The sequence below is a fragment of the Streptomyces sp. NPDC058231 genome (assembly GCF_042882275.1).
GTDB lineage: Bacteria > Actinomycetota > Actinomycetes > Streptomycetales > Streptomycetaceae > Streptomyces.
The window spans coordinates 24,456-47,593 of the sequence record NZ_JBHVWN010000057.1 but is presented as its reverse complement, the minus strand read 5'-3'; the positions used below and the strand labels follow the sequence as shown (position 1 = coordinate 47,593).

The window sequence follows — 23,138 nt, the reverse complement described above, 5'->3', positions numbered from 1 at the left end:
ACCCCCACTTCCGCCGCCAGCTTATGTTTTTAATATCCCCCCGGCCCGCGGCCCCTACCACTGGGGCGGGGGCGGGGCTCCGCCCCCCCCCCGGCCGAAGTGCTACGCGGACCTACGCGTCGAGCCCGATGGCGAAGGCCGCCTCCAGGTCGTGCTGCGAGTACGTACGGAACGCCACGTGGGTGTCGGTTCCCTCGACGCCGGGGATCTTGCTGATCCGGCCGGGGATGACGTCGGCGAGATCGTCGTGCCTGGCCACCCGGACCATGGCGATCAGGTCGTAGGTGCCGGTGACCGAGAAGACCTCGCTGACACTGTCCAGTGCGGCGATGGCCTCGGCGATCTCCGGAATCCGGTCCACGCTGGTCTTGATGAGCACGATCGCGGTGATCACGGCTGGCTTTCTCCCTCGGTCGCCGTGGCTGGAGTCCTCACTCTAGCCCCACGGCCGTAGCGCCCCCAGGCATAGAGGAAGCCGGTGGCGAAGCCGACCACGTGGGCGAGGTACGCCACCCCGGGACCGCTGCCCGCGCCCTGGGCGGCCAGCCACTGCAGGACGAACCAGAAGATCAGCACGATCCAGGCGGGGAAGCGCAGCGGCAGGAAGAACAGGAACGGGAAGAGGCTGGTCACCCGGGCTCTGGGGAACAGGTAGAGGAACGCCCCGAGCACCGCGGAGATCGCGCCCGAGGCGCCGACGAGGGTCTGGTCGGAGTCGGCGTGCGCCATCGCGTAGGCCATCAGTGCGAGGTAGCCGCAGACGACGTAGAAGAGCGCGAACTCCACATGGCCCATCCGCTCCTCGGCCATCGCCCCGAAGACGTACAGGAAGAGCATGTTGCCCAGCAGGTGCAGCCAGCTGCCGTGCACGAAGAGCGCGGTCAGCGGGGTGAGCAGGGCATGCGCGGAGCCGTTCCACAGCTCGCTCGGGATCACCCCCCAGCGCTCGAAGTACCCGGCCTGGGCCGCGAGCAGGGCGTCGGCCGTGCCGTACGTGGGGTTGAACCCGGAGAGCGGGCTGATCAGGAAGACCGCGCAGCACAGGGCGATCAGGCCGTGCGTCACCTGGGCACCGTCCATGGTGGCGGCGCGCAGGAACCTGCCGGCCGCTCTGCCCGTCGCGGGCCGCCGCTCGATCATGAACAGAGCATGACGCAAGGTGATGGAACGGGACAGACCGCCTCGCCGTGTCTATGGGTATGCACAAGGCCGTAGGGTTGCAGCAGGACATCCGCAGTTCGACGGCGCACCGCGAGATCCTGTACCGGCAGCAGCACGACGCTCGACGAAAGAGGCCGCAACGATGACGACGGTTCCCCAGCCGACCGACGGGACCCGCTGGCGCTGCACGCTCTGCGGGAATCTCACTCGCTTCGACGTGACCCGTTCCTCCAAGGTCGTCGAGTACGTCCATCTCGACCTGGCCGGGGAGGCGAGCGTCGAGGAACGCGAGGTGGTCAGTGAGACCATCGAGTCGGTCCGCTGCCGCTGGTGCAACGCGGTGGACCAGATCGAACTAGTCGACAGGCCGGGTGCCGACTCCTGACGGGGCCGTGCGGACAGACATTTTGGGGTGACGGATCGTGGAGCAGCCCGATAGCGGCGCCGAGCCGGCCGATGGAGCCGGCGACGCCGTCGAGGCGCTCGACCGCCCGCTGCCCGAAGGCGTACGGCGGCGGGTCGTCGCGCTGGTCTCGGACGCGTTCGGTGGCCTGACGGTCACTGAACTCCCGGCCCAGCTGAGGCAGTATGCCCGTTTCACCCCGTCCCGGCGCGCCAAGTTCGCCGGAAACGCGATGGCGGCCGCCCTGGAGAGCGACGCGCTGTTCCGTCAGCGGATCGGTGAACGCCTGCGGGAGTCCCAGTCGGAGCTGGCCGGCGCCGTGGAGGCCGGGGCGCCTCCGGCCGCGGCCGATCCCGTCGACGTGGCGGCGGCCGCCTACGTGCTGCGCCCGGCCGGCTGGGTCAAGCTGGTCGCCGCCGCGGGCGAGGAGGTCCAGCGGGCCGACGCCGAGCGGGCCGACGAGGAGAGCCGCCGCGAACTGGACCGGCTGCGCGAGGAGCTCGCCCAGGCCCGGACCCAGACGAAGAGCGAGACCGAGCGTCTGCGCGGCGAACTGGACGCGGCCCGCAAGGAGGCCGAGTCCCTGCAGCGCAAACTGCGCTCCGCGCTGAGCGAGGTCAAGCGCGGCGAGGCCGCGGTGCGCCGCGGCAAGGCCGAGACCGACACGGTACGGACCGAGGCGGCGGCCCGGATCTCCGCGGCCGAGAGCGAGACCAGGCGGCTGCGGGCCAGGCTCGGCGAGGCCGAGGCGGCCGTCGAGGCGAGCCGCAGGGCCGCCAGGGAGGGGCGTTCGGCCGAGGACATGCGGCTGCGACTGCTGCTCGACACGGTGCTCGACGCGGCCAGGGGGCTGCGCCGCGAACTCGCCCTGCCGCCCTCGTCGATCCGCCCGGCGGACGGTGTCGACGCGATCGAACCCGGTGCGATGTCGCCCAAGGACATTGCCACCAGGGCGCTTTCGGAGACCGACCCGGCCCTGCTCGACCAGCTGCTGGCGCTGCCGCAGGCACATCTGATCGTGGACGGTTACAACGTCACCAAGACCGGGTATCCGCAACTGCCGCTGGAGAAGCAGCGGCTGCGGCTGCTGGGCGGCCTCGCGGTGCTCGCGGCGCAGTCCGGGGCCGAGATGACCTGTGTCTTCGACGGGGCCGAGCTGGCCGCTCCGGTGCTGCTCGCCCCGCCGCGCGGGGTGCGGGTGCTGTTCAGCAAGCCGGGCGTGACCGCGGACGAGGTCATCCGTCAACTCGCCCGCGCGGAACCGCCGGGCAGGCCCGTCGTCGTGGTCTCCACCGACCGCGAAGTGGCGGACGGAGTGGCGAAGGCGGGGGCGAGGCCCGTTGCGTCCGTCTTGCTCCTGAAGCGCCTTTCGCGCGTCTAGTGAGCCTTGTGGTGACTTGCCGGAAATCACGGAACGTACCGTCAAGTCGCCACTACACCCTGTGTGATGAGAGTAAAGAAGTAGCTACTGTGGCGAGATTTTCCTTGTGAGGATTTGAACTGATCACAAGATGGTCACTAGGGTCGGCCTTCGAACCTTCGCGCGGTTGATCACCCATCCGGGGTGGCGGCGAAGGAACCGCCGAGTCCGTGACGTGCACGGAGCCGGGGATCTCGTCCCCCACAGCCCGGTAGGCGGCTCGAGGAAGAAGGAGCTCGCCTTCGTGGCGTCCCACCGTCGTCCCAAGCAGCCGAGCCGCACCCGTGTGACCGTGCTCACCGCGACCGCCGCCGCGGCCGTCGCCCTCACCTCCCAGGCCGCTCACGCCGACCCCAAGCCGACCAAGAGCGAGGTCAAGGCGAAGGTCGACAAGCTCTACCACGAGGCGGAGCAGGCCACCGAGAAGTACGACGGGGCCAAGGAGCAGCAGGAGAAGCTCGAGAAGCAGGTGAGCGCGCTGCAGGACAAGGTGGCCCGCGGCCAGGAGGAGCTCAACACGCTCCGTGGTGGCCTCGGTTCGCTCGCGTCGGCGCAGTACCGCTCCGGTGGCATCGACCCGTCCGTGCAGCTCTTCCTCTCCTCGGACCCGGACAGCTTCCTCGACCAGGCCTCGGCCCTGGACCAGCTGACGGCGAAGCAGACCGAGGCGCTGGAGAAGATCCAGGAGAAGCAGCGGTCCCTCGCGCAGCAGCGCAAGGAGGCCCAGGAGAAGCTGGGCGACCTCGCCGACGTCCGCAAGGCGCTCGGTGCGAACAAGAAGAAGTACCAGGGCAAGCTCGCCGAGGCGCAGCGCGTGCTCAACACCCTGACCGCCGCCGAGCGCGAGAAGATGCGCCAGGACGACCTGCGCGCCAGCCGCGCCGCCGGCTCCCGGGTCGACCTGGGCAACGAGGTCCCCGCCTCCGCACGCGGCGCCGCCGCCCTGCAGGCCGCCGCCACCCAGCTCGGCAAGCCGTACGTCTCCGGCGGCACCGGACCCAACTCCTTCGACTGCTCGGGCCTCACCCAGTGGTCCTACGCCCAGGCCGGCGTCTCCATCACCCGCACCACGTACACCCAGATCAACGACGGCACCCAGATAGGCCGCAGCGCCCTCAAGCCGGGCGACCTGGTCTTCTTCAACAACACGGCGCACGTGGGTCTGTACGCGGGCAACAACACCGTGCTGCATGCCCCGAAGCCGGGCGCGGTGGTCCGCTACGAGTCGATGGACACCATCGGCAGTTTCCAGGTCGGCGTGCGCATCTGACGACGCCCGAACGGGCGAATTCATCCGCCCCGTACCGACACCCCGCCCCGCCGGAGACCACAGGTCACTGGCGGGGCGTCGCCGTTCCTGCCCCGTTCCTGCCCGGCGCGGCCGTTGGTTCGCTCCGTAGTCGCCCGACTACTGTCTGTCTGCTGTGCGGCTCCTGTCCGTCGGTCCGCCCGCCCCGGGCGGCAGGGGGCCGCGCGTCTGCGCACAGCGGAAGGGAGTACGGCGCCTGTGGTGTCCCATCGCCGTTCCACACAGCCCGGTGTCAGCCGGAGCGTCCGGGTCACAGTCATGTCGGCGGCGACCGCGGCCGCCGCGCTCGGGGCGGCCACCGCGAACGCGGACCCGCAGGACGCCCCACGGAGCGCCGGCGCCGAACTCGACCGGTTGTACGGCGAGGCCGAGCACGCCACCGAGCAGTACAACGAGGCGGGGGAGAACGCCGACCGGCTGCGCGGCGAGATGCGCCGGGCCCAGGAGCGGGCGGCCCGCGGCCAGGAACGGATCAACCGGCTGCGCATGGCCGTCGGTTCGGCCGCCGGAGCGCAGTACCGGTCGGGCGGCATCGACCCCGCGCTCGCCCTGCTGCTCTCCGCCGACCCGGACACCTACCTCGACCGGGCGGCCACCCTGGACCAGGTGAACGCCCGTCAGACCAGCGTGCTGCGGGAACTGCGGCACGCCCAGCGGCGGCTCGCGCAGATCCGTGCGGAGGCGGCCCGTTCGCTCGCCGGTCTGGAGCGCAACCGGGCCGCCGCCGCCCGTCACAAGCGGACCGTGGAGCACAAGCTCCGGCAGGCCAGGCAGCTGTTGCACACGCTGTCCGCCGCGGACCTGGCGGCTTTCGACCGTGCCTCGCGCTCCGGGGATGACGACCCGTTCCTTGAGCTGGGCGATCTGCCGGCGGGCTCGTCCCGCGCGGCAGCCGCTGTCCAGGCGGCCCGGCAGGCGCTCGGACGCCCGTACGTCTGGGGCGCCAACGGGCCCGCCGGATTCGACTGTTCCGGGCTGATGCAGTGGGCGTACGCCCAGGCCGGTGTGAGCCTGCCGCGCACCTCGCAGGCCCAGCGGTACGCGGGCCGCATGGTGCCGCTCTCGCAGGCCCGCCCCGGTGATCTGGTCGCCTACCGGTCGGACGCGAGCCACATCGGGATGTACGTGGGCAACGGCCAGGTGATCCACGCCCCGTACCCGGGCGCCCCGGTCCGCTACGACCCGGTCGGCATGATGCCCGTCTCATCGGTCACCCGCATCTGACCCGTACCCTCGACGGTGTGGCTGGTCAGGGGCGCACCGCGGGGCGGGGACATCACCGACGGCGGCGCGCGGCGGGCGCGGCGCTCGCCGGGCTGCTGCTCGCGTCCGGCTGCACGGCACCCGCCCCCGCGGACCACGCCGTGCCCGGTGCCACCGTCCGCGCCCTCCGCGCCGTCCTGGACCGCAGGGCCGCCGCCGTTCTGGACCACGACCCGGACGGCTACCTGGCCGCGGTCTCCCCCCGGGCCACCGGGCTGCGGGCGTCCCAGCGCCGCGAACTGGCCCGGCTCGCGGACGTGCCGCTGAGCTCATGGGCGTACCGCGTGACAGACATCCGCGGGCACGGCGCCGACAGGGCCACCGCCGACGTCGAGCTGCGCTACCGGATCACGGGATACGACAGCGCTCCCGTCTCCACGGACCGGGTGCTCGAACTGGAACGGGCCGGCGGCCGCTGGTACATCGCCGCGGACCGGGCCGGCAAGGGCGCCGGCCGGCAGCTCTGGCAGCAGGGCGACGTCCAGGTCGTACGCGGCAGGCACAGCCTCGTGCTCGGTGTCGGCCGCACCGGGCCGGAGCTGCGCCGGATCGCGGCCGCCGAGGACCGTGCGGTGCCCGAGGTCTCCGCGGCCTGGCCGGAGCGCTGGGCCGCCCGTGTGGTGGTGCTGGTGCCGGCGACGGTCGAGGACATGGCGTCGCTGCTGGGGTCACCGGGGGCGGACTACCGGGGCATGGCGGCCGTCACCACGGCCGAGACCGGTGGCCGCGGGCGGGCCCCGGCGGACCGGGTGATCATCAATGCACAGGCGTACGCGACGCTCAGCCCGCTCGGGCAGCGTGTCGTGCTCACCCACGAGACCACCCACGTCGCCACCCGCTCCCGCACCTCGGCAGCCACCCCGACCTGGCTCTCCGAGGGGTTCGCCGACTGGGCGGCCTACCGCGCCGAGCACCGGACCGCCGGGCAGGCGGCGCCCGAACTGGCCGACGCGGTCCGGCGGGGCGAACTGCCCGCCGCGCTCCCCGCGGACGAGGAGTTCGGATTCGCGGGCGACCAGGGGCGCCTGGCGAGGGCGTACGAGGGCGGCTGGCTGGCCTGCGCGCTCATCGCCGACCACTGGGGCGAGGAGAAGCTGTTCGCCTTCTACCGGGCCGTCGGAGGGCACTCGGGGCGGGACGGAGCGGTGGAGCAGGCCCTGGGTGAGGTGCTCGGCACGACGCCGCAGGAATTCACGGCGCGCTGGCGGGCGTATCTGCGGTCCCGTCTCGGCTGACCTTCCCGGCCGGTGCGGCCGGCTGCCCCGTCAGCCGGAGCCGCCCGCCGCGGCGGGCCGGCACCGTGCCCGTCCACAGCCGCCGGGCCGCGACCAGGGCCGCCGCGACCAGCAGCCCGTTGCGCACGAACATCAGCGTCACGCCCTGCGCGTCGCTGGACACCACGTGGCCGAACCCGAGCGGGAACTCCAGCTGGGTGACGCCGGTCGCGACCAGCACCAGCCCGGCCGGCAGCCCCATCCGGCTGGACCGGAAGACCAGGCAGACCGCCGCGAGACCGACCAGCCACAGCATGTACTGGGGGCTGATCACCCGGCTCGTGGTCGTGAACAGCAGTACGGCCGTGAACGCCGCGTCGGCGGTGGTGGTCACCCCGGAGCCGCGGGCCAGCAGCCGCCACACCACCAGCCAGCCGAAGGCGACGGCGCTCAGGCCCAGCGCCAGCGTGCTCACCAGCGGCACATGCGGACCGAGGAACTCCAGCGACCCGTAGTTCAGCTCCACCCGGCCCTGCCAGCCGAACTGCCGCGCCACATGGAAGACCAGCGCGCCCAGCGACTCGACCTCGGTGCCGCGGTCGCGCTGGAACCCGAGGAAGGCCAGCGCGCCCGGCATCGCGGCCGCGCACACCGCCAGCAGGCCCGCCGCCGTCACCGCGGCCGCCGTCCACGAGCGGCGGGTCGGCTCCCCGCGCACGGTGCCGGCCAGCAGCAGCACCGGCCACACCTTCAGCAGCGCACCGAGGGCGGCCAGCGCCCCCAGCACACGCGGATGCCGCACCCCGGCCAGCAGCGCCGCCACCGCGACCGCCGTCACCATCACGTCGTACCGGGCGTACGCGGTCGTGCCGAGCAGGGGCACCCCCGCCACCCACACCCAGCCGCCCGCCGTCCGTCCGCCGGCCCGCCGGCCCGCGTACAGCAGCAGGCCCAGCACCAGCGCGTCGCACAGGCAGGCGAGGACGAAGAAGGCCGGGGCGTAGTCGAGGAACGGGAGCAGGGCGGGGGAGAGGATCGCGAGCGCCGCGACCGGCGGGTACTGCCAGGTGACGTCGCCCAGCGGGTACGTACCGGTCTTCAGCACCTCGGACCAGCCGTGGTAGATCACCGAGACGTCGCTCGTCACGTCCGGGCCCGGCAGGACGATCACCTTGAGGACGCAGAGCATCAGCACGGCCCTGGTGAGGGTCCACACCGCTACCGGCGCGAGAAATCTGCCGGAGCCACCCGCTGATGTCATGCTCGCGCCCCCTCCCCTTCACCTTCGCCGTCGGTCCGATGAGCCATGATGCACGGAGTGCCTGTGCGCGAGCCATCGGCCCGGGCCGTTCGGTACTGTCGGCGGCGATGGACAAGACCTTGATCGTGACCAACGACTTCCCGCCCCGCCCCGGCGGCATCCAGTCGTTCCTGCACAACATGGCGCTGCGCCTGGACCCCGACCGGGTCGTCGTCTACGCCTCGACCTGGAAGCGTGGCCCGGAGGGCGTCGCGGCCACCGCCGCGTTCGACGCCGAGCAGCCGTTCACCGTCGTCCGCGACCGTACGACGATGCTGCTGCCGACCCCGCGGGTGACCCGGCGCGCGGTCCGGCTGCTGCGTGAACACGACTGCACGTCCGTCTGGTTCGGGGCCGCCGCCCCGCTCGGACTGATGGCACCCGCACTGCGGAGGGCGGGTGCCGGGAGACTGGTCGCCACCACGCACGGCCACGAAGCGGGATGGGCCCAACTGCCTGCGGCCCGGCAGTTGTTGCGCCGGATCGGCGAGGGCACGGACACCATCACGTACCTGGGCGAATACACCAGGTCCCGGATCGCCGCCGCGCTCACCCCCGATGCCGCGGGCCGGATGGTCCAGCTGCCGCCCGGGGTCGACGAGAAGACCTTCCGTCCGGACTCCGGCGGGGACCGGATCCGGGCCCGGCTCGGGCTCACGGACCGGCCCGTCGTCGTCTGTGTGTCGCGGCTGGTGCCCCGCAAGGGCCAGGACACCCTGATCCTCGCGATGCCCGCGATCCTGGCGCGGGAGCCGGACGCGGTGCTGCTGATCGTCGGCGGCGGGCCCTATGCCGAGGAGCTGAAGAAGCTGGCCGCGGAGACCGGGGTCACCGACTCGGTGCGGTTCACCGGACCGGTGCCGTGGGAGGAGCTGCCCGCGCACTTCGGTGCGGGCGACGTCTTCGCGATGCCGTGCCGGACCCGGCGCGGCGGTCTCGACGTGGAGGGCCTCGGCATCGTCTACCTGGAGGCGTCCGCGACCGGCCTGCCGGTGGTGGCGGGTGACTCGGGCGGCGCCCCCGACGCCGTGCTCGACGGCGAGACCGGCTGGGTGGTGCGGGGCGGCTCGGTGGAGGAGTCCGCCGACCGGATCGCCACCCTGCTCGGCGATCCGGAGCTGCGGCAGCGGATGGGGGAGCGGGGCCGGGCCTGGGTCGAGGAGAAGTGGCGCTGGGACCTGCTCGCGGATCAGCTCAGGACGCTGCTCTGAGACGCCCGGAGGGGCCCGCACGACGATGCGTGCGGGCCCCTCCTCGTTCGCTGCGACCGGGTCGGCTCAGCCCCGGTAGATCGACTCCACCTCGTCCGCGAAGTCCTTCGCCACGACGTTCCGCTTCAGCTTCAGCGACGGCGTGATGTGGCCCGCCTCCTCGGTGAACTGCGCGGCCAGGATGCGGAACTTGCGGACGGACTCCGCCTTGGACACCGCCGCGTTGCCGTCGTCCACCGCCCGCTGCACCTCGGCCAGCAGCTCCGGGTCCTCGCGCAGCGACGCCGGGGTCGAGCCGGCCGGTTTGCCGTGCTCCTCGGCCCAGTGGCCCAGGAACTCCTCGTCCAGGGTGATCAGCGCACCCACGAACGGCCGGCCGTCGCCGACCACCATGCACTCGGCGACCAGCGCGTGCCCGCGGATCCGGTCCTCGATCACCGCAGGAGCGACGTTCTTGCCGCCCGCGGTGACGATGATCTCCTTCTTGCGGCCGGTGATCGCGAGATAGCCGTCCTCGTCGAGGGTGCCGATGTCGCCCGTGTGGAACCAGCCGTCGGCCAGTGCCTCGGCGGTCGCCGCGTCGTTCTTCCAGTAGCCCGCGAACAGGTGCTCGCCGTGCAGCAGCACCTCGCCGTCGTCGGCGATCCGGACGACCGAGCCCGGCAGCGGCTGGCCGACCGTACCGATCTTCTGCCGGTCCCACGGGTTGAACGCGGTGGCCGCACACGTCTCGGTGAGGCCGTAGCCCTCCAGGACGGTGAAGCCGATGCCGCGGTAGAAGTGCCCGAGCCGCTCGCCCAGCGGGGCGCCGCCGGAGATCGCGTACTCGCCGCGGCCGCCGAGCACGGCGCGCAGCTTGCTGTAGACCAGCCGGTCGAAGACCTTGTGCTTGAACTTCAGGCCCACCGACGGACCCTGCGGGGTGCCGAGCGCACGGCTGTAGGCGATCGCGGTGCTCGCGGCCTTGTCGAAGATCTTGCCCTTGCCGTCGGCCTGGGCCTTGGCGCGCGCCGAGTTGTAGACCTTCTCGAAGACCCGCGGTACACCGAGGATCAGCGTCGGCCGGAACCCGGCCAGCTCGTCGGTGAGGTTCTTGATGTCCGGCACGCAGCCGAGCTTGATCGGGGCCATCACCGCGGCCACCTCGACCAGCCGTCCGAAGACATGGGCCGCCGGCAGGAAGAGCAGTACGGAGCACTCGCCGGTACGGAAGAGCGGCCTCAGCCGCTCCACCACGTTGCCGCACTCGGCGAAGAAACTGCGGTGGGTGAGCACACAGCCCTTGGGGCGGCCGGTGGTTCCCGAGGTGTAGACGATGGTGGCCGGGTCGTCGGCCTTCGCGACGGCGCTGCGCAGGTCGACGGTCTCGTCCGAGACGTCCGCGCCGGAGGTGGTCAGCAGGTCCACCGCGCCCTTGTCGATCTGCCACACGTCGCGCAGCTCGGGCAGCCGGTCGCGCATCGAGGCGACGGACTCGGCGTGGGCGTCGTTCTCCACGATCACCGCGACCGCGCCGGAGTCACCGAGGATCCACTGGACCTGCTCGGCGGAACTGGTCTCGTAGACCGGGACGGTGACCGCGCCCGCGCTCCAGATGGCGAAGTCCAGCTGCACCCACTCGTAGCGGGTACGGGACATCAGGCCGACCCGGTCGCCGGGCTGCACGCCTGCGGCGATCAGCCCCTTGGCGGCGGCTCTGACCTCGGCCAGGAAGCGGGTGGCGGTGACATCGGTCCATACGCCTGCCACTTTGCGGCTCATCACCGCTACATCGGGGTGCTGAGTGGCATTGCGGCGGATGAGATCTGTCAGATTGCCGTCCGAGGGGACCTCGTACAGGGCCGGAAGGCTGAACTCGCGCAAGACTGCTGCTCCTCATCGGGCTCCGGTGCCACGGCTCTGTGTGACGCACCGGTGCGGTCCAAGACTGGCGGGTGCTCAGTGGGGTGAGCACGGCTGGACTGCCCGGACGTTACCCACCAGTACTCGGTTCCGGATAGGGGGGTCCGCCCAGATGTTTTATGCGTCACACATATCGGTGGTCCTTGCGCGCACAGTAGTGCACCCAGGTGACGGCCAGGAAGTAACCGCAGGTCCGGCAGGCTCTACCCAGGCCGCCGGACGCGTTCTAGGGTGATCGTCATGCCAGTTGGAGCGAAGGGTCCGGGCGGTGCCGCCGCACGCCGCACGCGGATTCACGTGGTCAGTGACGTGCACGGCAACACCGACGCGCTGGCCCGCGCCGGGGACGGTGCCGACGCCCTCGTCTGCCTGGGTGACCTGGTCCTCTTCCTCGACTACGCCGACCACTCGCGCGGCATCTTCCCCGATCTCTTCGGAGTGGAGAACGCCGACCGGATCGTCGCGCTGCGCACCGCCCGCCGGTTCGAGGAGGCCCGCGATTTCGGCCGGGAGCTCTGGGCCGGCCTGGACCGCAACGCCGCCATCGTCGGCGCGGTACGCAAGCAGTACGCCGAGATGTTCGCGGCTCTCCCCACTCCGACGTACGCCACCTACGGCAATGTCGACATCCCCGACCTCTGGCCCGAGTACGCCCGCCCCGGCACCACCGTCCTGGACGGCGAACGCGTCGAGATCGGCGGCCGCGTCTTCGGCTTCGTCGGCGGCGGACTGCGGACCCCGATGCGCACCCCGTACGAGATCAGCGACGAGGAGTACGCGGCGAAGGTCGAGGCGGTCGGCGAGGTCGACGTCCTGTGCACGCACATTCCGCCCGACGTGCCGGAGCTGACGTACGACACCGTGGCCCGCCGTTTCGAACGCGGCAGCGGCGCCCTCCTCGACGCGATCCGCCGGACCCGGCCCCGGTACGCCGTTTTCGGCCATGTCCACCAGCCGCTGGTCCGCCGGATGCGGATCGGGGCCACCGAATGCGTGAACGTCGGGCACTTCGCCTCGACCGGCCGGCCGTGGGCCCTGGAGTGGTGACCGCACCGCCCCGGGCCCTGGAACGACGCGCCCCGCGCACGCGATAGCCTTCTGGCGGCAGACCGCTGCCGACCGACCGGTACACCGCACTGGAGGAGCCACAGCGATGGCTGAACACACCAGCTCGACCATCACGATCGAGGCGGCACCGGCCGACGTCATGGGCGTGATCGCCGACTTCGACCGCTACCCGGAGTGGACCGGCGAGGTCAAGGAGGCCGAGGTCCTCGCCAAGGACGACCGGGGGCGCGCCGAGAAGGTCCGGCTGGTCCTCGACGCGGGCGCGATCAAGGACGACCACACCCTCGCGTACACCTGGATCGGCGACTACGAGGTCAGCTGGACCCTGGTCAAGTCCCAGATGCTGCGCGCCATCGACGGCTCCTACGCGCTGGCCCCGCTCGGCGACGGCGACCGTACCGAGGTCACCTACCGGCTGACCGTCGACGTCAAGATCCCGATGCTCGGCATGATCAAGCGCAAGGCCGAGAAAGTCATCATCGACCGCGCGCTGGCCGGTCTGAAGAAGCGCGTCGAGTCCGTCCCGCGGGGCTGATCCGGTGCGTACGGTCCTCGTCACCGGCCCCGGCGGCGCCGGCCGTACCACCGTCGCCGCGGCCACCGCGCTGGCCGCGGCCCGCGGCGGTCACCGCACCCTGCTGCTCTCCGCGGACGCCGTAACGGGCTTCCCCGGCGCGACGGAGCCCACCGAGGTCACCGAGGGACTCCGGTTCGCCCGCATCGACTCCGGCGAGCACTTCCGTACCGAACTCCTCGCCCTCCAGGACCAGGCGTCCGCTGTGCTGGACCTGCTCGGCGGGAACCGGCTCGACGGCGAGGAGCTGACCGAACTCCCCGGCAGCTCCCAGCTCGCCCTGCTGCACACCCTGCGTCGCGCCGCCGCGGGCGACTGGGCGCAGGGCGGCTGCGACGTCCTCGTCGTCGACCTGCCCCCGCTGCGCGAAGCCCTCGCCGTACTCGCCCTGCCCGAACAGCTGCGCCGCTACCTGCGGCGTCTGCTGCCCCCGGAACGGCAGGCCGCCCGCGCCCTGCGCCCGATGCTCGCCCAGCTCGCCGGCGTCCCGATGCCCGCCCAGTGGCTGTACGAGACGGCCGCCCGCCGGGACGCCGAGCTGGCCTCCGTCCAGGCGCTCATCGAGCACCGGGGCACCACCGTCCGGCTGGTCGCCGAACCCGGGCCCGCCGCCGAGGACACCCTGCGCACCGCCCGCACCGGACTCGCGCTGCACGGACTGCGGGTCGACACGCTGATCGCCAACCGGCTGCTGCCCAGGCACTCCGGCGACCCCTGGTTCGCGGATCTCGCCGCGCAGCAGGAGAAGTCCCTCGACCACTGGTACGAGGAGTGGACACCGGCCGCGTCCCTGTGCGAGGTCCCCCACCTCGGCCGCGATCCGCGGGGGCTCGACGACCTCGCCCTCCTCGGTGCCACGTCGGGCCGCACCGTGTCCGGGGCCGCGGGCGCCGGAGCCGGCCTCTTCGCGGACGACCGGCCCGCCGTCGGACCGGATGCCCGGCCGGAGGGCCGCGCCGGGGATCCCTGGTGGATCGAGGATCTCGACGCCCCGGGCGGGCGGGACGGGGTCCTGGTCTGGTGCCTGCCGCTGCCCGGCGCCGTCAAGGAGGAACTCCAACTCGTCCGGCGCGGTGACGAACTGCTGCTGACCGTCGGCCCGTTCCACCGGATCGTGCCGCTGCCTTCCGGGCTGCGCCGCTGCACCGTCTCCGGAGCCGCACTGGCCGACGGTGTGCTGCGGGTCCGGTTCGCCCCGGACCCGGGCCTCTGGCCGCGGACCTCCTGAACGCCGTACCACCGTTCGGGTAACGTCGGTGGTAAGCGTCCCGTATGCGGTAGTACCCGCTCCGTCTGCGTGACGTCCGCAACCACGCCGCAGGAGACCGCCATGAGCGAAGCCACCGATCGCCCCGTCGACGAGGACGCGTGGGCGAAGGCCTGCGCCGAGGATCTCGATGCCGAGAAGGCCCGCCGCCGTGCCCGGTACGGCCCGCCGGCCGGCTCCGCGGCCGAGGAGCTGCGGAAACTGGTCGACGCCGTGGCCGACAAGGTCGCCTCCCTGCAGTCGCCGCTGTTCGGCGGGGCCGCCCAGGGCGCCGTGCAGCAGGTGATCAAGCAGGCGAAGGCCGCTGTCGAGCCGGTCATCGAACGCAATCCGGACGTCTTCGACCACATCGCCGCGGCCGGCAGCGAACTCCTCGCCGCCTACCGATCCGCCGTCGAGGGCCAGGAGCGCCGCTGGACCCAGGGCGCCGGGGACCCCGCCGGCGCCACGGAGAAGGCCGGCGACCCCGACGACCCCCGGGACGGGGGCACCGGACCGGGCGAACACATCGACCTGGACTGACCGGCACCGATAGGGCGGGGAGCGGCGCTCGGGTACGGTTGGCCATAGCGGGGCTCGACCGAAACTGAGGGATTCATGGGACTCACCATCGGCGTCGATATCGGCGGCACGAAGATCGCGGCTGGAGTGGTCGACGAAGAGGGCCGGATCCTCTCGATGTTCAAGGTGCCGACCCCGCCGACGGCTGAAGGCATCGTGGACGCGATCGCGGCGGCAGTGTCCGGCGCCAGCGAGGGCCACGAGGTCGAAGCGGTCGGCATCGGCGCTGCAGGATATGTCGACGACAAGCGGGCCACGGTGCTTTTCGCGCCGAACATCAACTGGCGGCACGAGCCGCTGAAGGACAAGGTCGAACAGCGCGTCGGCCTTCCGGTCGTCGTCGAGAACGACGCCAACGCGGCGGCCTGGGGCGAGTACCGCTTCGGCGCCGGCCAGGGCCACGACGACGTCATCTGCATCACGCTCGGCACCGGTCTGGGCGGCGGCATCATCATCGGCAACAAACTGCGCCGCGGGCGCTTCGGTGTGGCCGCCGAATTCGGCCACATCCGGGTCGTCCCGGACGGTCTGCTCTGCGGCTGCGGCAGCCAGGGCTGCTGGGAGCAGTACGCATCCGGCCGGGCGCTCGTCCGGTACGCGAAGCAGCGCGCCAACGCCACACCGGAGAACGCCACGATCCTGCTGGCGCTCGGCGACGGCACGGTCGACGGCATCGAGGGCAAGCACATCAGCCAGGCCGCCCGCCAGGGCTGCCCGGTGGCCGTCGACTCGTTCCGCGAGCTGGCCCGCTGGGCCGGCGCCGGACTCGCCGACCTCGCCTCGCTCTTCGACCCGTCCGCTTTCATCGTCGGCGGCGGCGTCTCGGACGAGGGCGAGCTCGTCCTCGACCCGATCCGCAAGTCGTTCCGGCGCTGGCTGATCGGCGGCGAATGGCGCCCGCACGCCCAGGTGCTCGCGGCCCAACTGGGCGGCAAGGCCGGGCTGGTGGGTGCGGCGGACCTGGCCCGCCAGGGCTGAGCCACTCGGTCACGGACATCACCGGACGCCCGTCGCGCCCTCTCGGGGAGCGGCGGGCGTCCGTCGTATCGTGGGCCGTATGGTCATGACGGAACTGCCCGACTCCCGTACCGAGCCGGACGGTTCGGCGGTCATCAGAGTGCTCAGCTACAACATCCGGTCGATGCGTGACGACCGCGAGGCACTCACCCGCGTCATCCGCGCCTGCGCACCCGATCTGGTCTTCGTCCAGGAGGCCCCGCGCTTCTTCCGCTGGCGCAAGCGTGCCGCCTGGCTCGCCGCCCACACCGACCTGGTGGTCCTCTCCGGCGGCGCCACCGCGGCCGGACCGCTGCTGCTCTGCTCGCTGCGCGCCGCCGTGGAGCACACGGAGGACCTGCTGCTGCCGCGCACCCCGGGGCTGCACCGCAGAGGCTTCGCCACCGCGGTGGTACGGATCGCGGGCACCCGGATCGCCCTGCTGAGCTGCCACCTGAGCCTGCGGCACGACGAACGCCTGGCCCAGGCCGACGCGCTGCTCGACCGGCTGGACGCCATGGGGGCCGAGCACGCCATCGCGGCCGGCGACCTCAACGACGCACCGGAGGGGAAGGCCTTCCGGCTGCTGGCCGGGCGGCTCCAGGACTGCTGGGCGGCCCGGCCCCGGGGCGGCGAAGCCACCTTCCCGGCCCACGATCCGAGCCTGCGTATCGACGCGGTCTTCGCGACCGGGGGCATCGAAGTCCTCGGCTGCGGGGTCCCGGCCGGACTGCCGGGCATCACCGAGTCCGACCTGCGCGCGGCCACCGACCACCTGCCGGTGCTGGCCGCGCTCCGGGTGCCCGCCACGGCGCCTCGCGCCGAACGGGACTGATCCCGGGAGCCCGGTCAGACGACCGCGCCGCGCCCGGGATCGTCATCGTCCTCGTCGTCGTGCTGCATCCGTGCCACCAGGGTGGCGAAACCGCCCAGGAAGCCGCCGATGCAGACCGTCGTCAGCCACCACGTCATCTCCCACCCGAGCACCACGGCGATCAGCAGCAGCACCGGTCCGCCGACCACCGCGAGCCAGGCGAACTTCGCCGTGACATCGGCCTCCGGCAGCGGCGGTGGCTCCGGCGGGACGAAGTGTCCCTCGTCGCCGTCGTCCGTGTCGTCGTCCGCCGGCTCGTAGTCGCGTGGACCGCCGACGCCGGGGGCGAAGACGACCGAGCTGCCGAGCGGCTTCTCCGGCGGCTTCGGAGGACCCTGTTCACCGGCGCCCTTCTCCGGCTCCAGGACATTGCGCTGGCTGTCGTCCAGAAGTGCGAGGTCGTCCACCGACTTGAACGGCTTGGCGCCCGGCGGGTCCGGCGGCTCCTCGCCGTACCCGGCGACGATCGCCTCCCAGGCGGCCTCCTCGTCGAGAGCCCCGCCCTCGCCGGGGCCCGCGGCGGCGCTCTGCGCACCGGCGCCCTCGTCGGGCACGGCCGTTCCCTCGGTGGGGCGCGGTTCGCGCTCCTCCTCGCTGCCCGCGCGCTCCGCGTCGTGCTCAGCCACCTGACGTGCTCCCCTTCTTCCCGACGCTCGGAGCGAGGCGGCCGATGAACGAATAACTCTCGTCGAAGATCCGCTCCGCATCGTGGTCCAACGTCGCGACGTGGTAGCTCTGTTCCAGCAGGATCTCCTCGACGTCCGTGGACGACACCCGGCTGAGGATCCGCGCCGAGTCGGCGGGCGGCACCACATGGTCCTGCGGGCTGTGCAGCAGCAGGAGCGGCTGGGTGACCTGCGGCAGCTCGGCGTCGACCAGCCGGAAGAAGTTCCGCAGCGAGTGCGCCGCGTGCAGCGGCACGCGGTCGTAGCCGATCTCGACGGAACCCTCCCGCGCGATGTCGTTCGCCACGCCCTTCGTGGACGGCAGCAGGTGGCGGACGACCGGCAGCGCGTGCGCCGCGAGCCCGTGGACCTTGTTGCCCGGGTTGACGAGCACCAGGCCGCTGATCGCGTTCCCGTGCTTCGCCGCCAGCCGCAGCGCCAGCGCGCCGCCCATGGACAGCCCGAAGACGAAGACCTGGCTGCACCGCTGCGACAGGGCCCGCAGCTCCCGGTCCACCTCCGCGTACCAGTCCTGCCAGCCCGTGACCTGCATGTCCTCCCAGCGGGTGCCGTGCCCGGGCAGCAGCGGCAGCGAGACCGTCAGTCCGCGCGCGGCCAGATGCTCGGCCCAGGGGCGCAGCGACTGAGGGGAACCGGTGAATCCGTGACAGAGGAGGACGCCGACCTCTCCGCCCTCGTGGCGGAACGGCTCGGCTCCAGGAAGGACCGGCACCGGGGTCTCCTGTTCGTGAGGCTCGAAGGGGAGCGAAAGGGGGAGTGCAAGAGGATTACTTCACCGTACGCGACCGGGCCGACACCGACCAGGGCCGTCACAGGTCGCAGCGGCGCTTCCGGCCCGCGCCGGGCAGGAGCAGCCGCAGTCGTACGGGTTATGGTCAGTCGACAGCACACAGGAGGGACCCGAGTTGATCTACGGCGCAATGAAGTTCTCCATCGGCGGGTCCTTGAAGCTCGCCTTCAGGCCGTGGGTGGAGGGCCTGGAGAACATCCCCGCACAGGGGCCTGCGATCCTCGCGAGCAACCATCTGTCGTTCTCCGACTCGTTCTTCCTGCCTGCTGTCCTGGACCGCAAGGTCACCTTCATCGCGAAGTCGGAGTACTTCACCGCGCCCGGCGTGAAGGGCAAACTCACCGCGGCCTTCTTCAAGGGCGTCGGCCAGGTCCCGGTGGACCGCTCCGGGGCCCGCGGCGCCGGGGAGGCGGCCATCAAGGCCGGTATCGAAGTCATCGAGAGCGGCGGACTCTTCGGCATCTACCCGGAGGGCACCCGTTCCCCGGACGGCCGGCTCTACCGCGGCAAGCCCGGCGGCCTGGCCCGGGTGGCGCTGGCGACCGGGGCGCCGGTCATCCCCGTGGCCATGATCGACACGGAGAAGATCCAGCCGCCGGGCCAGGTGATGCCCAAGCTCATGCGCCCGGGGATCAGGATCGGCACACCGCTGGACTTCAGCCGGTACCACGGCATGGAGGGCGACCGGTTCATCCTCCGCTCGGTCACCGACGAGGTGATGTACGAGATCATGAAGCTCTCCGGGCAGGAGTACGTCGACATCTACGCGACCGCGGCCAAGCGCCGGATCGCGGACGAGGCGAAGCACCGCGCGGAGGAAGCGAAGCACACGGGCACGGAGCCCGGTACGCACGGGTGACGGAACGGTCCGGCGCGCAGACACCGCGCCGGCGTCCGTCCGGGGGGTGGGGGACATGGCCAGGCGTGAGCGGGTCGTACGGATGTCGGTCGAGCAGCCGCTGTGGCGTGCGCTGACGGCGTACCGGATCCTGACGATGGTCTACGCGACCCTGCTGGCCGTCTTCGGCCGGCACGACTTCGAGCGGCCCTCGGTGGCCTTCGCCTTCCTGGCCTTCCTGGCCGCCTGGACGCTCGTCACACTCCCGAAGGTCGCGGGCGCCGTGAGCTGCACCAAGCGCTTCCTCGGCGCCGATCTCGTCGTCGCCCTGACCGGCATCCTGCTCACCCCGCTCGCCGACCTCGACGCCCAGCACATCGACGGCCCCACCCTCCCGTCCATCTGGACCGCGGGCTCCGTCCTGGCGTTCGCGATCAAGGGCGGCTGGCGCTGGGCGGCGTTCGCCTCGACCTTCGTCGCCGTCGCCAACATCATGGAGCGCGGCCAGCCCAACCGGGACACCTTCCACAACGTCCTGCTGGTCTGGGTCGCCTCCATCGCCATCGGGTACGTCGTCGAGGTCGCCCGCGCCAGCGAACGCACCCTGGCCCGCGCCCTGGAGATCGAGGCGGCGACCCGGGAGCGGGAGCGGCTGGCCCGCGGCATCCACGACAGCGTGCTCCAGGTCCTTGCGATGGTGCAGCGCCGCGGCACGGCGCTCGGCGGTGAGGCCGCCGAACTGGGCCGCATGGCCGGGGAGCAGGAGGTCGCCCTGCGCACTCTCGTCTCCAGCGGCCTGGTGCCCACCACCCGGGTCTCCGAGGACGCCTCCGAAGGCGCGGTGGTCCGTACGGTCGAGGTCGACGACGAGGAGGGGGAAGGGCCGGGCTCCTCCGACTGCGATCTGCGCGCCCTGCTGGCCCCGCACGCCTGCTCCCGGATCAGCTTCGCGGAGCCCGGCGCTCCGGTGCTGCTCGATCCGACGGCCGCGCGGGAGCTCGCCGCCGCCGTCGGCGCCGCCCTGGACAATGTCCGGGTGCACGCCGGTCAGGAGGCCCAGGCATGGATACTCGTCGAGGACTGGCCGGACGAAGTGATCGTCACGGTCCGGGACGACGGCCCCGGTATCCCGGCGGGGAGGCTGGCCCAGGCGGAGGGGGAGGGACGGATGGGCGTCGCCCTGTCGATCCGCGGCCGGCTGCGCGACCTGGGCGGTACGGCGGAGTTGATCTCGGTGCCGGGCCAGGGCACCGAGGTCGAGTTGAAGGTTCCGAAGGTTTCACGGGGGAAGGCAGGATCCGGCCGATGAGTACGGAGAACACCGGCAGTACCGCGCGGGGTGCCGAGGAGCGGGCCATCAGGGTCATGGTCGTCGACGACCACCCGATGTGGCGCGACGCCGTCGCCCGCGACCTCGCCGAGTCCGGCTTCGACGTGGTGGCGACGGCGGGTGACGGCCCGCAGGCCGTGCGCCGGGCGAAGGCCGCCACCCCCGACGTCCTGGTGCTCGACCTCAACCTGCCGGGGATGCCCGGTGTCCAGGTCTGCAAGGAACTCGTCGGGTCCCACCCGGGCCTGCGGGTGCTGGTGCTGTCCGCGAGCGGCGAACACGCCGACGTGCTGGAGGCCGTGAAGTCCGGCGCCACCGGCTATCTGCTCAAGTCGGCCAGCACCCAGGAGCTGACCGAGGCCGTGCGGAGCACCGCCACCGGCGACCCGGTCTTCACCCCGGGCCTCGCCGGACTGGTGCTGGGGGAGTACCGCAGGCTGGCCTCCGAGCCGGCACCGGCGGCGTCCGACGAGCCGAAGGCACCGCAGCTGACGGAGCGGGAGACCGAGGTGCTGCGGCTGGTCGCCAAGGGACTCTCGTACAAGCAGATCGCCGAGCGGCTGGTCATCTCGCACCGCACCGTCCAGAACCACGTCCAGAACACCCTGGGAAAGCTGCAGCTGCACAACAGGGTGGAGCTGGTGCGGTACGCGATCGAGCGCGGCCTCGACGACGTCTGAGCCCGGCGGGGCCGCGGCACGGTCCGCGGGGCAGCCGGGGGAACAGCCCCGACGGCTGCCCGGTTCTGGATCAACCAGGCTTTATTGCAAGTGAATTGACCATCCGACCCATCCCGAAGTGACCTGGATCACCATTAGCGTGGTCGACAGAGAGCTCACTTCGGCGAAGGGATGCTTCCATGCGGGTCGGAGTACTGACCGGGGGCGGCGACTGCCCCGGGCTCAACGCGGTCATCCGCGCCATCGTCCGCAAGGGCGTGCAGGAGTACGGCTACGACTTCATCGGCTTCCGGGACGGCTGGCGCGGCCCGCTGGAGGGGGAGACCGTCCCGCTCTCCATTCCGGCGGTGCGCGGCATCCTGCCGCGGGGCGGCACCATCCTCGGCTCCTCGCGCACCAATCCCCTCAACGCGACGGACGGCGTCCGCCGGATCAGGGACAACCTCGCCAAATGCGAGGTCGACGCGCTCGTCACCGTCGGTGGCGAGGACACCCTCGGGGTGGCGGCGGTCCTGTCCGACGAGTACGGCATCCCGTGCGTCGGCGTCCCCAAGACCATCGACAACGATCTCTCCGCCACCGACTACACCTTCGGCTTCGACACGGCGGTCGGCATCGCCACCGAGGCCATCGACCGCCTGCACACGACCGCCGAGTCCCATATGCGGGTCCTCGTCGTCGAGGTGATGGGCCGCCACGCCGGCTGGATCGCCCTCCACTCCGGGCTGGCGGGCGGCGCGAACGTCATCCTCATTCCGGAGCAGCGCTTCGACATCGACCAGGTCTGCGCCTGGGTCACCTCCCGTTTCGGTGCCAGCTACGCCCCGATCGTGGTGGCCGCCGAAGGCGCCATGCCCGCGCACGGGGAGATGATCCTCAAGGACGGGTCGCACGACTCCTTCGGGCACGTCCGGCTCTCCGGCGTCGGTGAATGGCTGGCCAAGGAGATCGAGCAGCGCACGGGGAAGGAAGCCAGGACCACCGTTCTCGGCCATGTCCAGCGCGGCGGCACCCCCAGCGCCTTCGACCGCTGGCTGGCCACCCGCTTCGGGCTGCACGCCATCGAGGCGGTCCGGGACGGCGACTTCGGCGTGATGGTCGCCCTGCGCGGCACGGACATCGTGAGGGTGCCGATCGCCGAGGCGACCGCCCGGCTCAAGACGGTCGACCCGGCGCTCTACGCGGAGGCCGGGGTCTTCTTCGGCTGAACGGCGGGGCAGGGGTGCGGGCCGTATATTCGCGACTGTCCGCCCCGTACCCCTGCTTATCGGGAGGAATCGTGGAAATCCTGGCATTCGGTGTGCAGTCCGACGAGAAGCCACTGCTGGAGAAGGCCTTCGCCGGACAGCACGAGGTCCGTTGCCTCGACGTCTTCCTCGACCGGGACACCGCGCCCATCGCGACCGGGTACGAGATCATCACCACCAGCGTCAACGCCGATCTGAGCGGCAGCGTCCTGCAGACCCTCGCGACGGGCGGCACGCAGATGATCGCCCAGCGCTCCACCGGCTTCAACAACATCGATCTCGAAGTCGCCGAACGCCTCGCCCTGCGGGTCGCCCGCGTCTCGTACTACTCGCCGTACTCGGTCGCCGAGTTCGCCTGGACGCTCGCCATGGCGGTCAACCGGCGCGTCATCCGCGCCGCCGGCCGCACCCGTGACTTCGACTTCCGCCTCGACGGCCTGCTCGGCCGGGACATGCACGGCCGCACGGCCGGGGTGATCGGAACAGGAAAGATCGGCGAGGCCTTCACCCGTATCGCCCACGGCTTCGGGATGAAGCTGCTCGGCTGGGACGTGACCGAGAACCCCGCCTGTGCGGAGCTCGGCATGACCTATGTCGAGAAGGAACAGCTCCTCGCCGAGTCCGACCTGATCAGCCTTCACGTCCCGCTGCTGCCCGAGACCAGCCGCATCATCGGCAAGGACGCCCTGGCCGCGATGAAGGACGACGTGATCCTGATCAACTCCAGCCGCGGCGGACTGATCGACACCGCGGCCCTGGTCGCCGAATTGCGGGCGGGCCGCTTCACCGGCGTCGGACTCGACGTGTACGAGGAGGAGGCCGGGCTCTTCTTCCTCGACAAGTCCCTGGAGGTCGTCGACGACGACACCCTGGCCAGGCTCGTCACCTTCCCGAACGTCATCGTCACCTCGCACCAGGCGTACTACACCGAGGACGCCGTGGGGCAGATCATCGACGCCACCGTGCAGAACGTCGCCGACTACCTGGCCCGCCGCCGCAGCGACAACGTGCTCGTCCCCACGCTCCCCGGCGGCTGAGGTCCCG

General features: G+C 71.8%; 23 protein-coding genes. 17 read left to right on the top strand and 6 right to left on the bottom strand.

What is annotated here, in order from left to right:
• Window positions 1–112: 112 nt before the first annotated feature.
• Window positions 113–394, bottom strand: coding sequence for an Lrp/AsnC family transcriptional regulator (locus ACFVXE_RS29285; protein ID WP_003969641.1), 282 nt, complete (start codon window positions 392–394; stop codon window positions 113–115).
• Window positions 391–1,140 carry a rhomboid family intramembrane serine protease gene (locus ACFVXE_RS29280; RefSeq protein ID WP_389675632.1) on the bottom strand — a complete coding sequence of 250 codons (750 nt, stop codon included), beginning with the start codon at window positions 1,138–1,140 and terminating at the stop codon, window positions 391–393. Before ACFVXE_RS29280 ends, ACFVXE_RS29285 begins: the two co-directional genes overlap by 4 nt.
• Window positions 1,141–1,303: 163 nt before the next feature.
• Here ACFVXE_RS29280 and ACFVXE_RS29275 point away from each other — a divergent pair, with 163 nt between their 5' ends.
• The 5 genes from ACFVXE_RS29275 (at window position 1,304) to ACFVXE_RS29255 (ending at window position 6,791) form a co-directional block, all read left to right on the top strand.
• On the top strand, window positions 1,304–1,546 hold the full coding sequence (locus ACFVXE_RS29275; protein WP_136328374.1) for a hypothetical protein: 243 nt from the start codon (window positions 1,304–1,306) through the stop codon (window positions 1,544–1,546).
• Between the two features lie 37 nt (window positions 1,547–1,583).
• A complete protein-coding gene (locus ACFVXE_RS29270) occupies window positions 1,584–2,945 on the top strand; it encodes an NYN domain-containing protein (protein WP_389675630.1) in 1,362 nt (453 codons plus the stop codon).
• Between the two features lie 283 nt (window positions 2,946–3,228).
• Entirely contained in the window at window positions 3,229–4,254 is a 1,026-nt protein-coding gene (locus ACFVXE_RS29265) for an NlpC/P60 family protein (RefSeq protein WP_389675628.1), read from the top strand.
• Window positions 4,255–4,491: 237 nt separating this feature from the next.
• On the top strand, window positions 4,492–5,517 hold the full coding sequence (locus ACFVXE_RS29260; protein ID WP_389675626.1) for an NlpC/P60 family protein: 1,026 nt from the start codon (window positions 4,492–4,494) through the stop codon (window positions 5,515–5,517).
• A gap of 17 nt (window positions 5,518–5,534) precedes the next feature.
• On the top strand, window positions 5,535–6,791 hold the full coding sequence (locus ACFVXE_RS29255) for a hypothetical protein (RefSeq protein WP_389675624.1): 1,257 nt from the start codon (window positions 5,535–5,537) through the stop codon (window positions 6,789–6,791).
• Here the strand turns inward: ACFVXE_RS29255 and ACFVXE_RS29250 are convergent.
• Window positions 6,748–8,031: a glycosyltransferase 87 family protein gene (locus tag ACFVXE_RS29250; protein ID WP_389675623.1), complete on the bottom strand. Its 1,284-nt coding sequence runs from the start codon at window positions 8,029–8,031 to the stop codon at window positions 6,748–6,750. The two genes, ACFVXE_RS29255 and ACFVXE_RS29250, sit on opposite strands and share 44 nt — an antisense overlap.
• Window positions 8,032–8,138: 107 nt before the next feature.
• Between ACFVXE_RS29250 and ACFVXE_RS29245 the strand changes: the two genes are divergently transcribed.
• Window positions 8,139–9,281: a glycosyltransferase family 4 protein gene (locus tag ACFVXE_RS29245; RefSeq protein ID WP_389675621.1), complete on the top strand. Its 1,143-nt coding sequence runs from the start codon at window positions 8,139–8,141 to the stop codon at window positions 9,279–9,281.
• 66 nt (window positions 9,282–9,347) lie between these two features.
• On the opposite strand, the gene ACFVXE_RS29240 is transcribed toward ACFVXE_RS29245, so the two are convergent.
• A complete protein-coding gene (locus ACFVXE_RS29240) occupies window positions 9,348–11,144 on the bottom strand; it encodes an AMP-dependent synthetase/ligase (protein ID WP_389675619.1) in 1,797 nt (598 codons plus the stop codon).
• A gap of 279 nt (window positions 11,145–11,423) precedes the next feature.
• On the opposite strand from ACFVXE_RS29240, the gene ACFVXE_RS29235 reads away from it, so the two are divergent.
• The 6 genes from ACFVXE_RS29235 (at window position 11,424) to ACFVXE_RS29210 (ending at window position 16,484) form a co-directional block, all read left to right on the top strand.
• On the top strand, window positions 11,424–12,230 hold the full coding sequence (locus ACFVXE_RS29235; protein WP_389675618.1) for a metallophosphoesterase: 807 nt from the start codon (window positions 11,424–11,426) through the stop codon (window positions 12,228–12,230).
• A 106-nt stretch (window positions 12,231–12,336) separates the two neighbouring features.
• The gene (locus ACFVXE_RS29230) at window positions 12,337–12,786 is read left to right on the top strand and encodes an SRPBCC family protein (RefSeq protein WP_389675616.1); all 450 of its coding nucleotides are present in this window, start codon (window positions 12,337–12,339) and stop codon (window positions 12,784–12,786) included.
• Window positions 12,787–12,790: 4 nt separating this feature from the next.
• A complete protein-coding gene (locus ACFVXE_RS29225; RefSeq protein ID WP_389675614.1) occupies window positions 12,791–14,053 on the top strand; it encodes an ArsA family ATPase in 1,263 nt (420 codons plus the stop codon).
• Between the two features lie 102 nt (window positions 14,054–14,155).
• Complete coding sequence (locus ACFVXE_RS29220) at window positions 14,156–14,614, top strand: DUF5304 domain-containing protein (protein ID WP_389675613.1); 459 nt, start codon at window positions 14,156–14,158, stop codon at window positions 14,612–14,614.
• 75 nt (window positions 14,615–14,689) lie between these two features.
• Window positions 14,690–15,631: an ROK family glucokinase gene (locus ACFVXE_RS29215; protein WP_389675611.1), complete on the top strand. Its 942-nt coding sequence runs from the start codon at window positions 14,690–14,692 to the stop codon at window positions 15,629–15,631.
• Between the two features lie 79 nt (window positions 15,632–15,710).
• Window positions 15,711–16,484 (top strand): endonuclease/exonuclease/phosphatase family protein, encoded by a 774-nt coding sequence (locus ACFVXE_RS29210; RefSeq protein WP_389675609.1) that lies wholly within the window; start codon window positions 15,711–15,713, stop codon window positions 16,482–16,484.
• Between the two features lie 14 nt (window positions 16,485–16,498).
• On the opposite strand, the gene ACFVXE_RS29205 is transcribed toward ACFVXE_RS29210, so the two are convergent.
• Both ACFVXE_RS29205 and ACFVXE_RS29200 read right to left on the bottom strand, forming a co-directional pair.
• Window positions 16,499–17,149: a hypothetical protein gene (locus ACFVXE_RS29205; RefSeq protein WP_389675607.1), complete on the bottom strand. Its 651-nt coding sequence runs from the start codon at window positions 17,147–17,149 to the stop codon at window positions 16,499–16,501.
• Window positions 17,142–17,921, bottom strand: coding sequence for an alpha/beta hydrolase (locus tag ACFVXE_RS29200; RefSeq protein WP_389675606.1), 780 nt, complete (start codon window positions 17,919–17,921; stop codon window positions 17,142–17,144). The genes ACFVXE_RS29205 and ACFVXE_RS29200 overlap by 8 nt, the downstream gene beginning before the upstream one ends.
• A gap of 193 nt (window positions 17,922–18,114) precedes the next feature.
• On the opposite strand from ACFVXE_RS29200, the gene ACFVXE_RS29195 reads away from it, so the two are divergent.
• The 5 genes from ACFVXE_RS29195 to ACFVXE_RS29175 all read left to right on the top strand — a co-directional run bounded on the left by ACFVXE_RS29195 (window position 18,115) and on the right by ACFVXE_RS29175 (window position 23,131).
• Complete coding sequence (locus ACFVXE_RS29195) at window positions 18,115–18,858, top strand: lysophospholipid acyltransferase family protein (protein ID WP_389675604.1); 744 nt, start codon at window positions 18,115–18,117, stop codon at window positions 18,856–18,858.
• Window positions 18,859–18,913: 55 nt separating this feature from the next.
• Window positions 18,914–20,146 carry a MacS family sensor histidine kinase gene (macS, locus tag ACFVXE_RS29190; RefSeq protein WP_389675603.1) on the top strand — a complete coding sequence of 411 codons (1,233 nt, stop codon included), beginning with the start codon at window positions 18,914–18,916 and terminating at the stop codon, window positions 20,144–20,146.
• Window positions 20,143–20,847: a response regulator gene (locus tag ACFVXE_RS29185; RefSeq protein ID WP_389675601.1), complete on the top strand. Its 705-nt coding sequence runs from the start codon at window positions 20,143–20,145 to the stop codon at window positions 20,845–20,847. Before macS ends, ACFVXE_RS29185 begins: the two co-directional genes overlap by 4 nt.
• 179 nt (window positions 20,848–21,026) lie before the next feature.
• Entirely contained in the window at window positions 21,027–22,055 is a 1,029-nt protein-coding gene (locus tag ACFVXE_RS29180) for a 6-phosphofructokinase (RefSeq protein WP_389675599.1), read from the top strand.
• Window positions 22,056–22,126: 71 nt separating this feature from the next.
• Window positions 22,127–23,131, top strand: a complete 1,005-nt coding sequence (locus ACFVXE_RS29175; RefSeq protein WP_389675597.1) for a 2-hydroxyacid dehydrogenase — start codon at window positions 22,127–22,129, stop codon at window positions 23,129–23,131.
• Window positions 23,132–23,138: the final 7 nt, after the last annotated feature.

Coding starts and splice junctions, on each gene's coding strand:
- ACFVXE_RS29215 (WP_389675611.1), top strand. CDS start 14,690: ATGGGACTCACCATCGGCGTCGATATCGGCGGCACGAAGATCGCGGCT.
- ACFVXE_RS29275 (WP_136328374.1), top strand. CDS start 1,304: ATGACGACGGTTCCCCAGCCGACCGACGGGACCCGCTGGCGCTGCACG.
- ACFVXE_RS29220 (WP_389675613.1), top strand. CDS start 14,156: ATGAGCGAAGCCACCGATCGCCCCGTCGACGAGGACGCGTGGGCGAAG.
- ACFVXE_RS29250 (WP_389675623.1), bottom strand. CDS start 8,031: ATGACATCAGCGGGTGGCTCCGGCAGATTTCTCGCGCCGGTAGCGGTG.
- ACFVXE_RS29180 (WP_389675599.1), top strand. CDS start 21,027: ATGCGGGTCGGAGTACTGACCGGGGGCGGCGACTGCCCCGGGCTCAAC.
- ACFVXE_RS29185 (WP_389675601.1), top strand. CDS start 20,143: ATGAGTACGGAGAACACCGGCAGTACCGCGCGGGGTGCCGAGGAGCGG.
- ACFVXE_RS29235 (WP_389675618.1), top strand. CDS start 11,424: ATGCCAGTTGGAGCGAAGGGTCCGGGCGGTGCCGCCGCACGCCGCACG.
- ACFVXE_RS29245 (WP_389675621.1), top strand. CDS start 8,139: ATGGACAAGACCTTGATCGTGACCAACGACTTCCCGCCCCGCCCCGGC.
- ACFVXE_RS29230 (WP_389675616.1), top strand. CDS start 12,337: ATGGCTGAACACACCAGCTCGACCATCACGATCGAGGCGGCACCGGCC.
- macS (WP_389675603.1), top strand. CDS start 18,914: ATGGCCAGGCGTGAGCGGGTCGTACGGATGTCGGTCGAGCAGCCGCTG.
- ACFVXE_RS29280 (WP_389675632.1), bottom strand. CDS start 1,140: ATGATCGAGCGGCGGCCCGCGACGGGCAGAGCGGCCGGCAGGTTCCTG.
- ACFVXE_RS29210 (WP_389675609.1), top strand. CDS start 15,711: ATGGTCATGACGGAACTGCCCGACTCCCGTACCGAGCCGGACGGTTCG.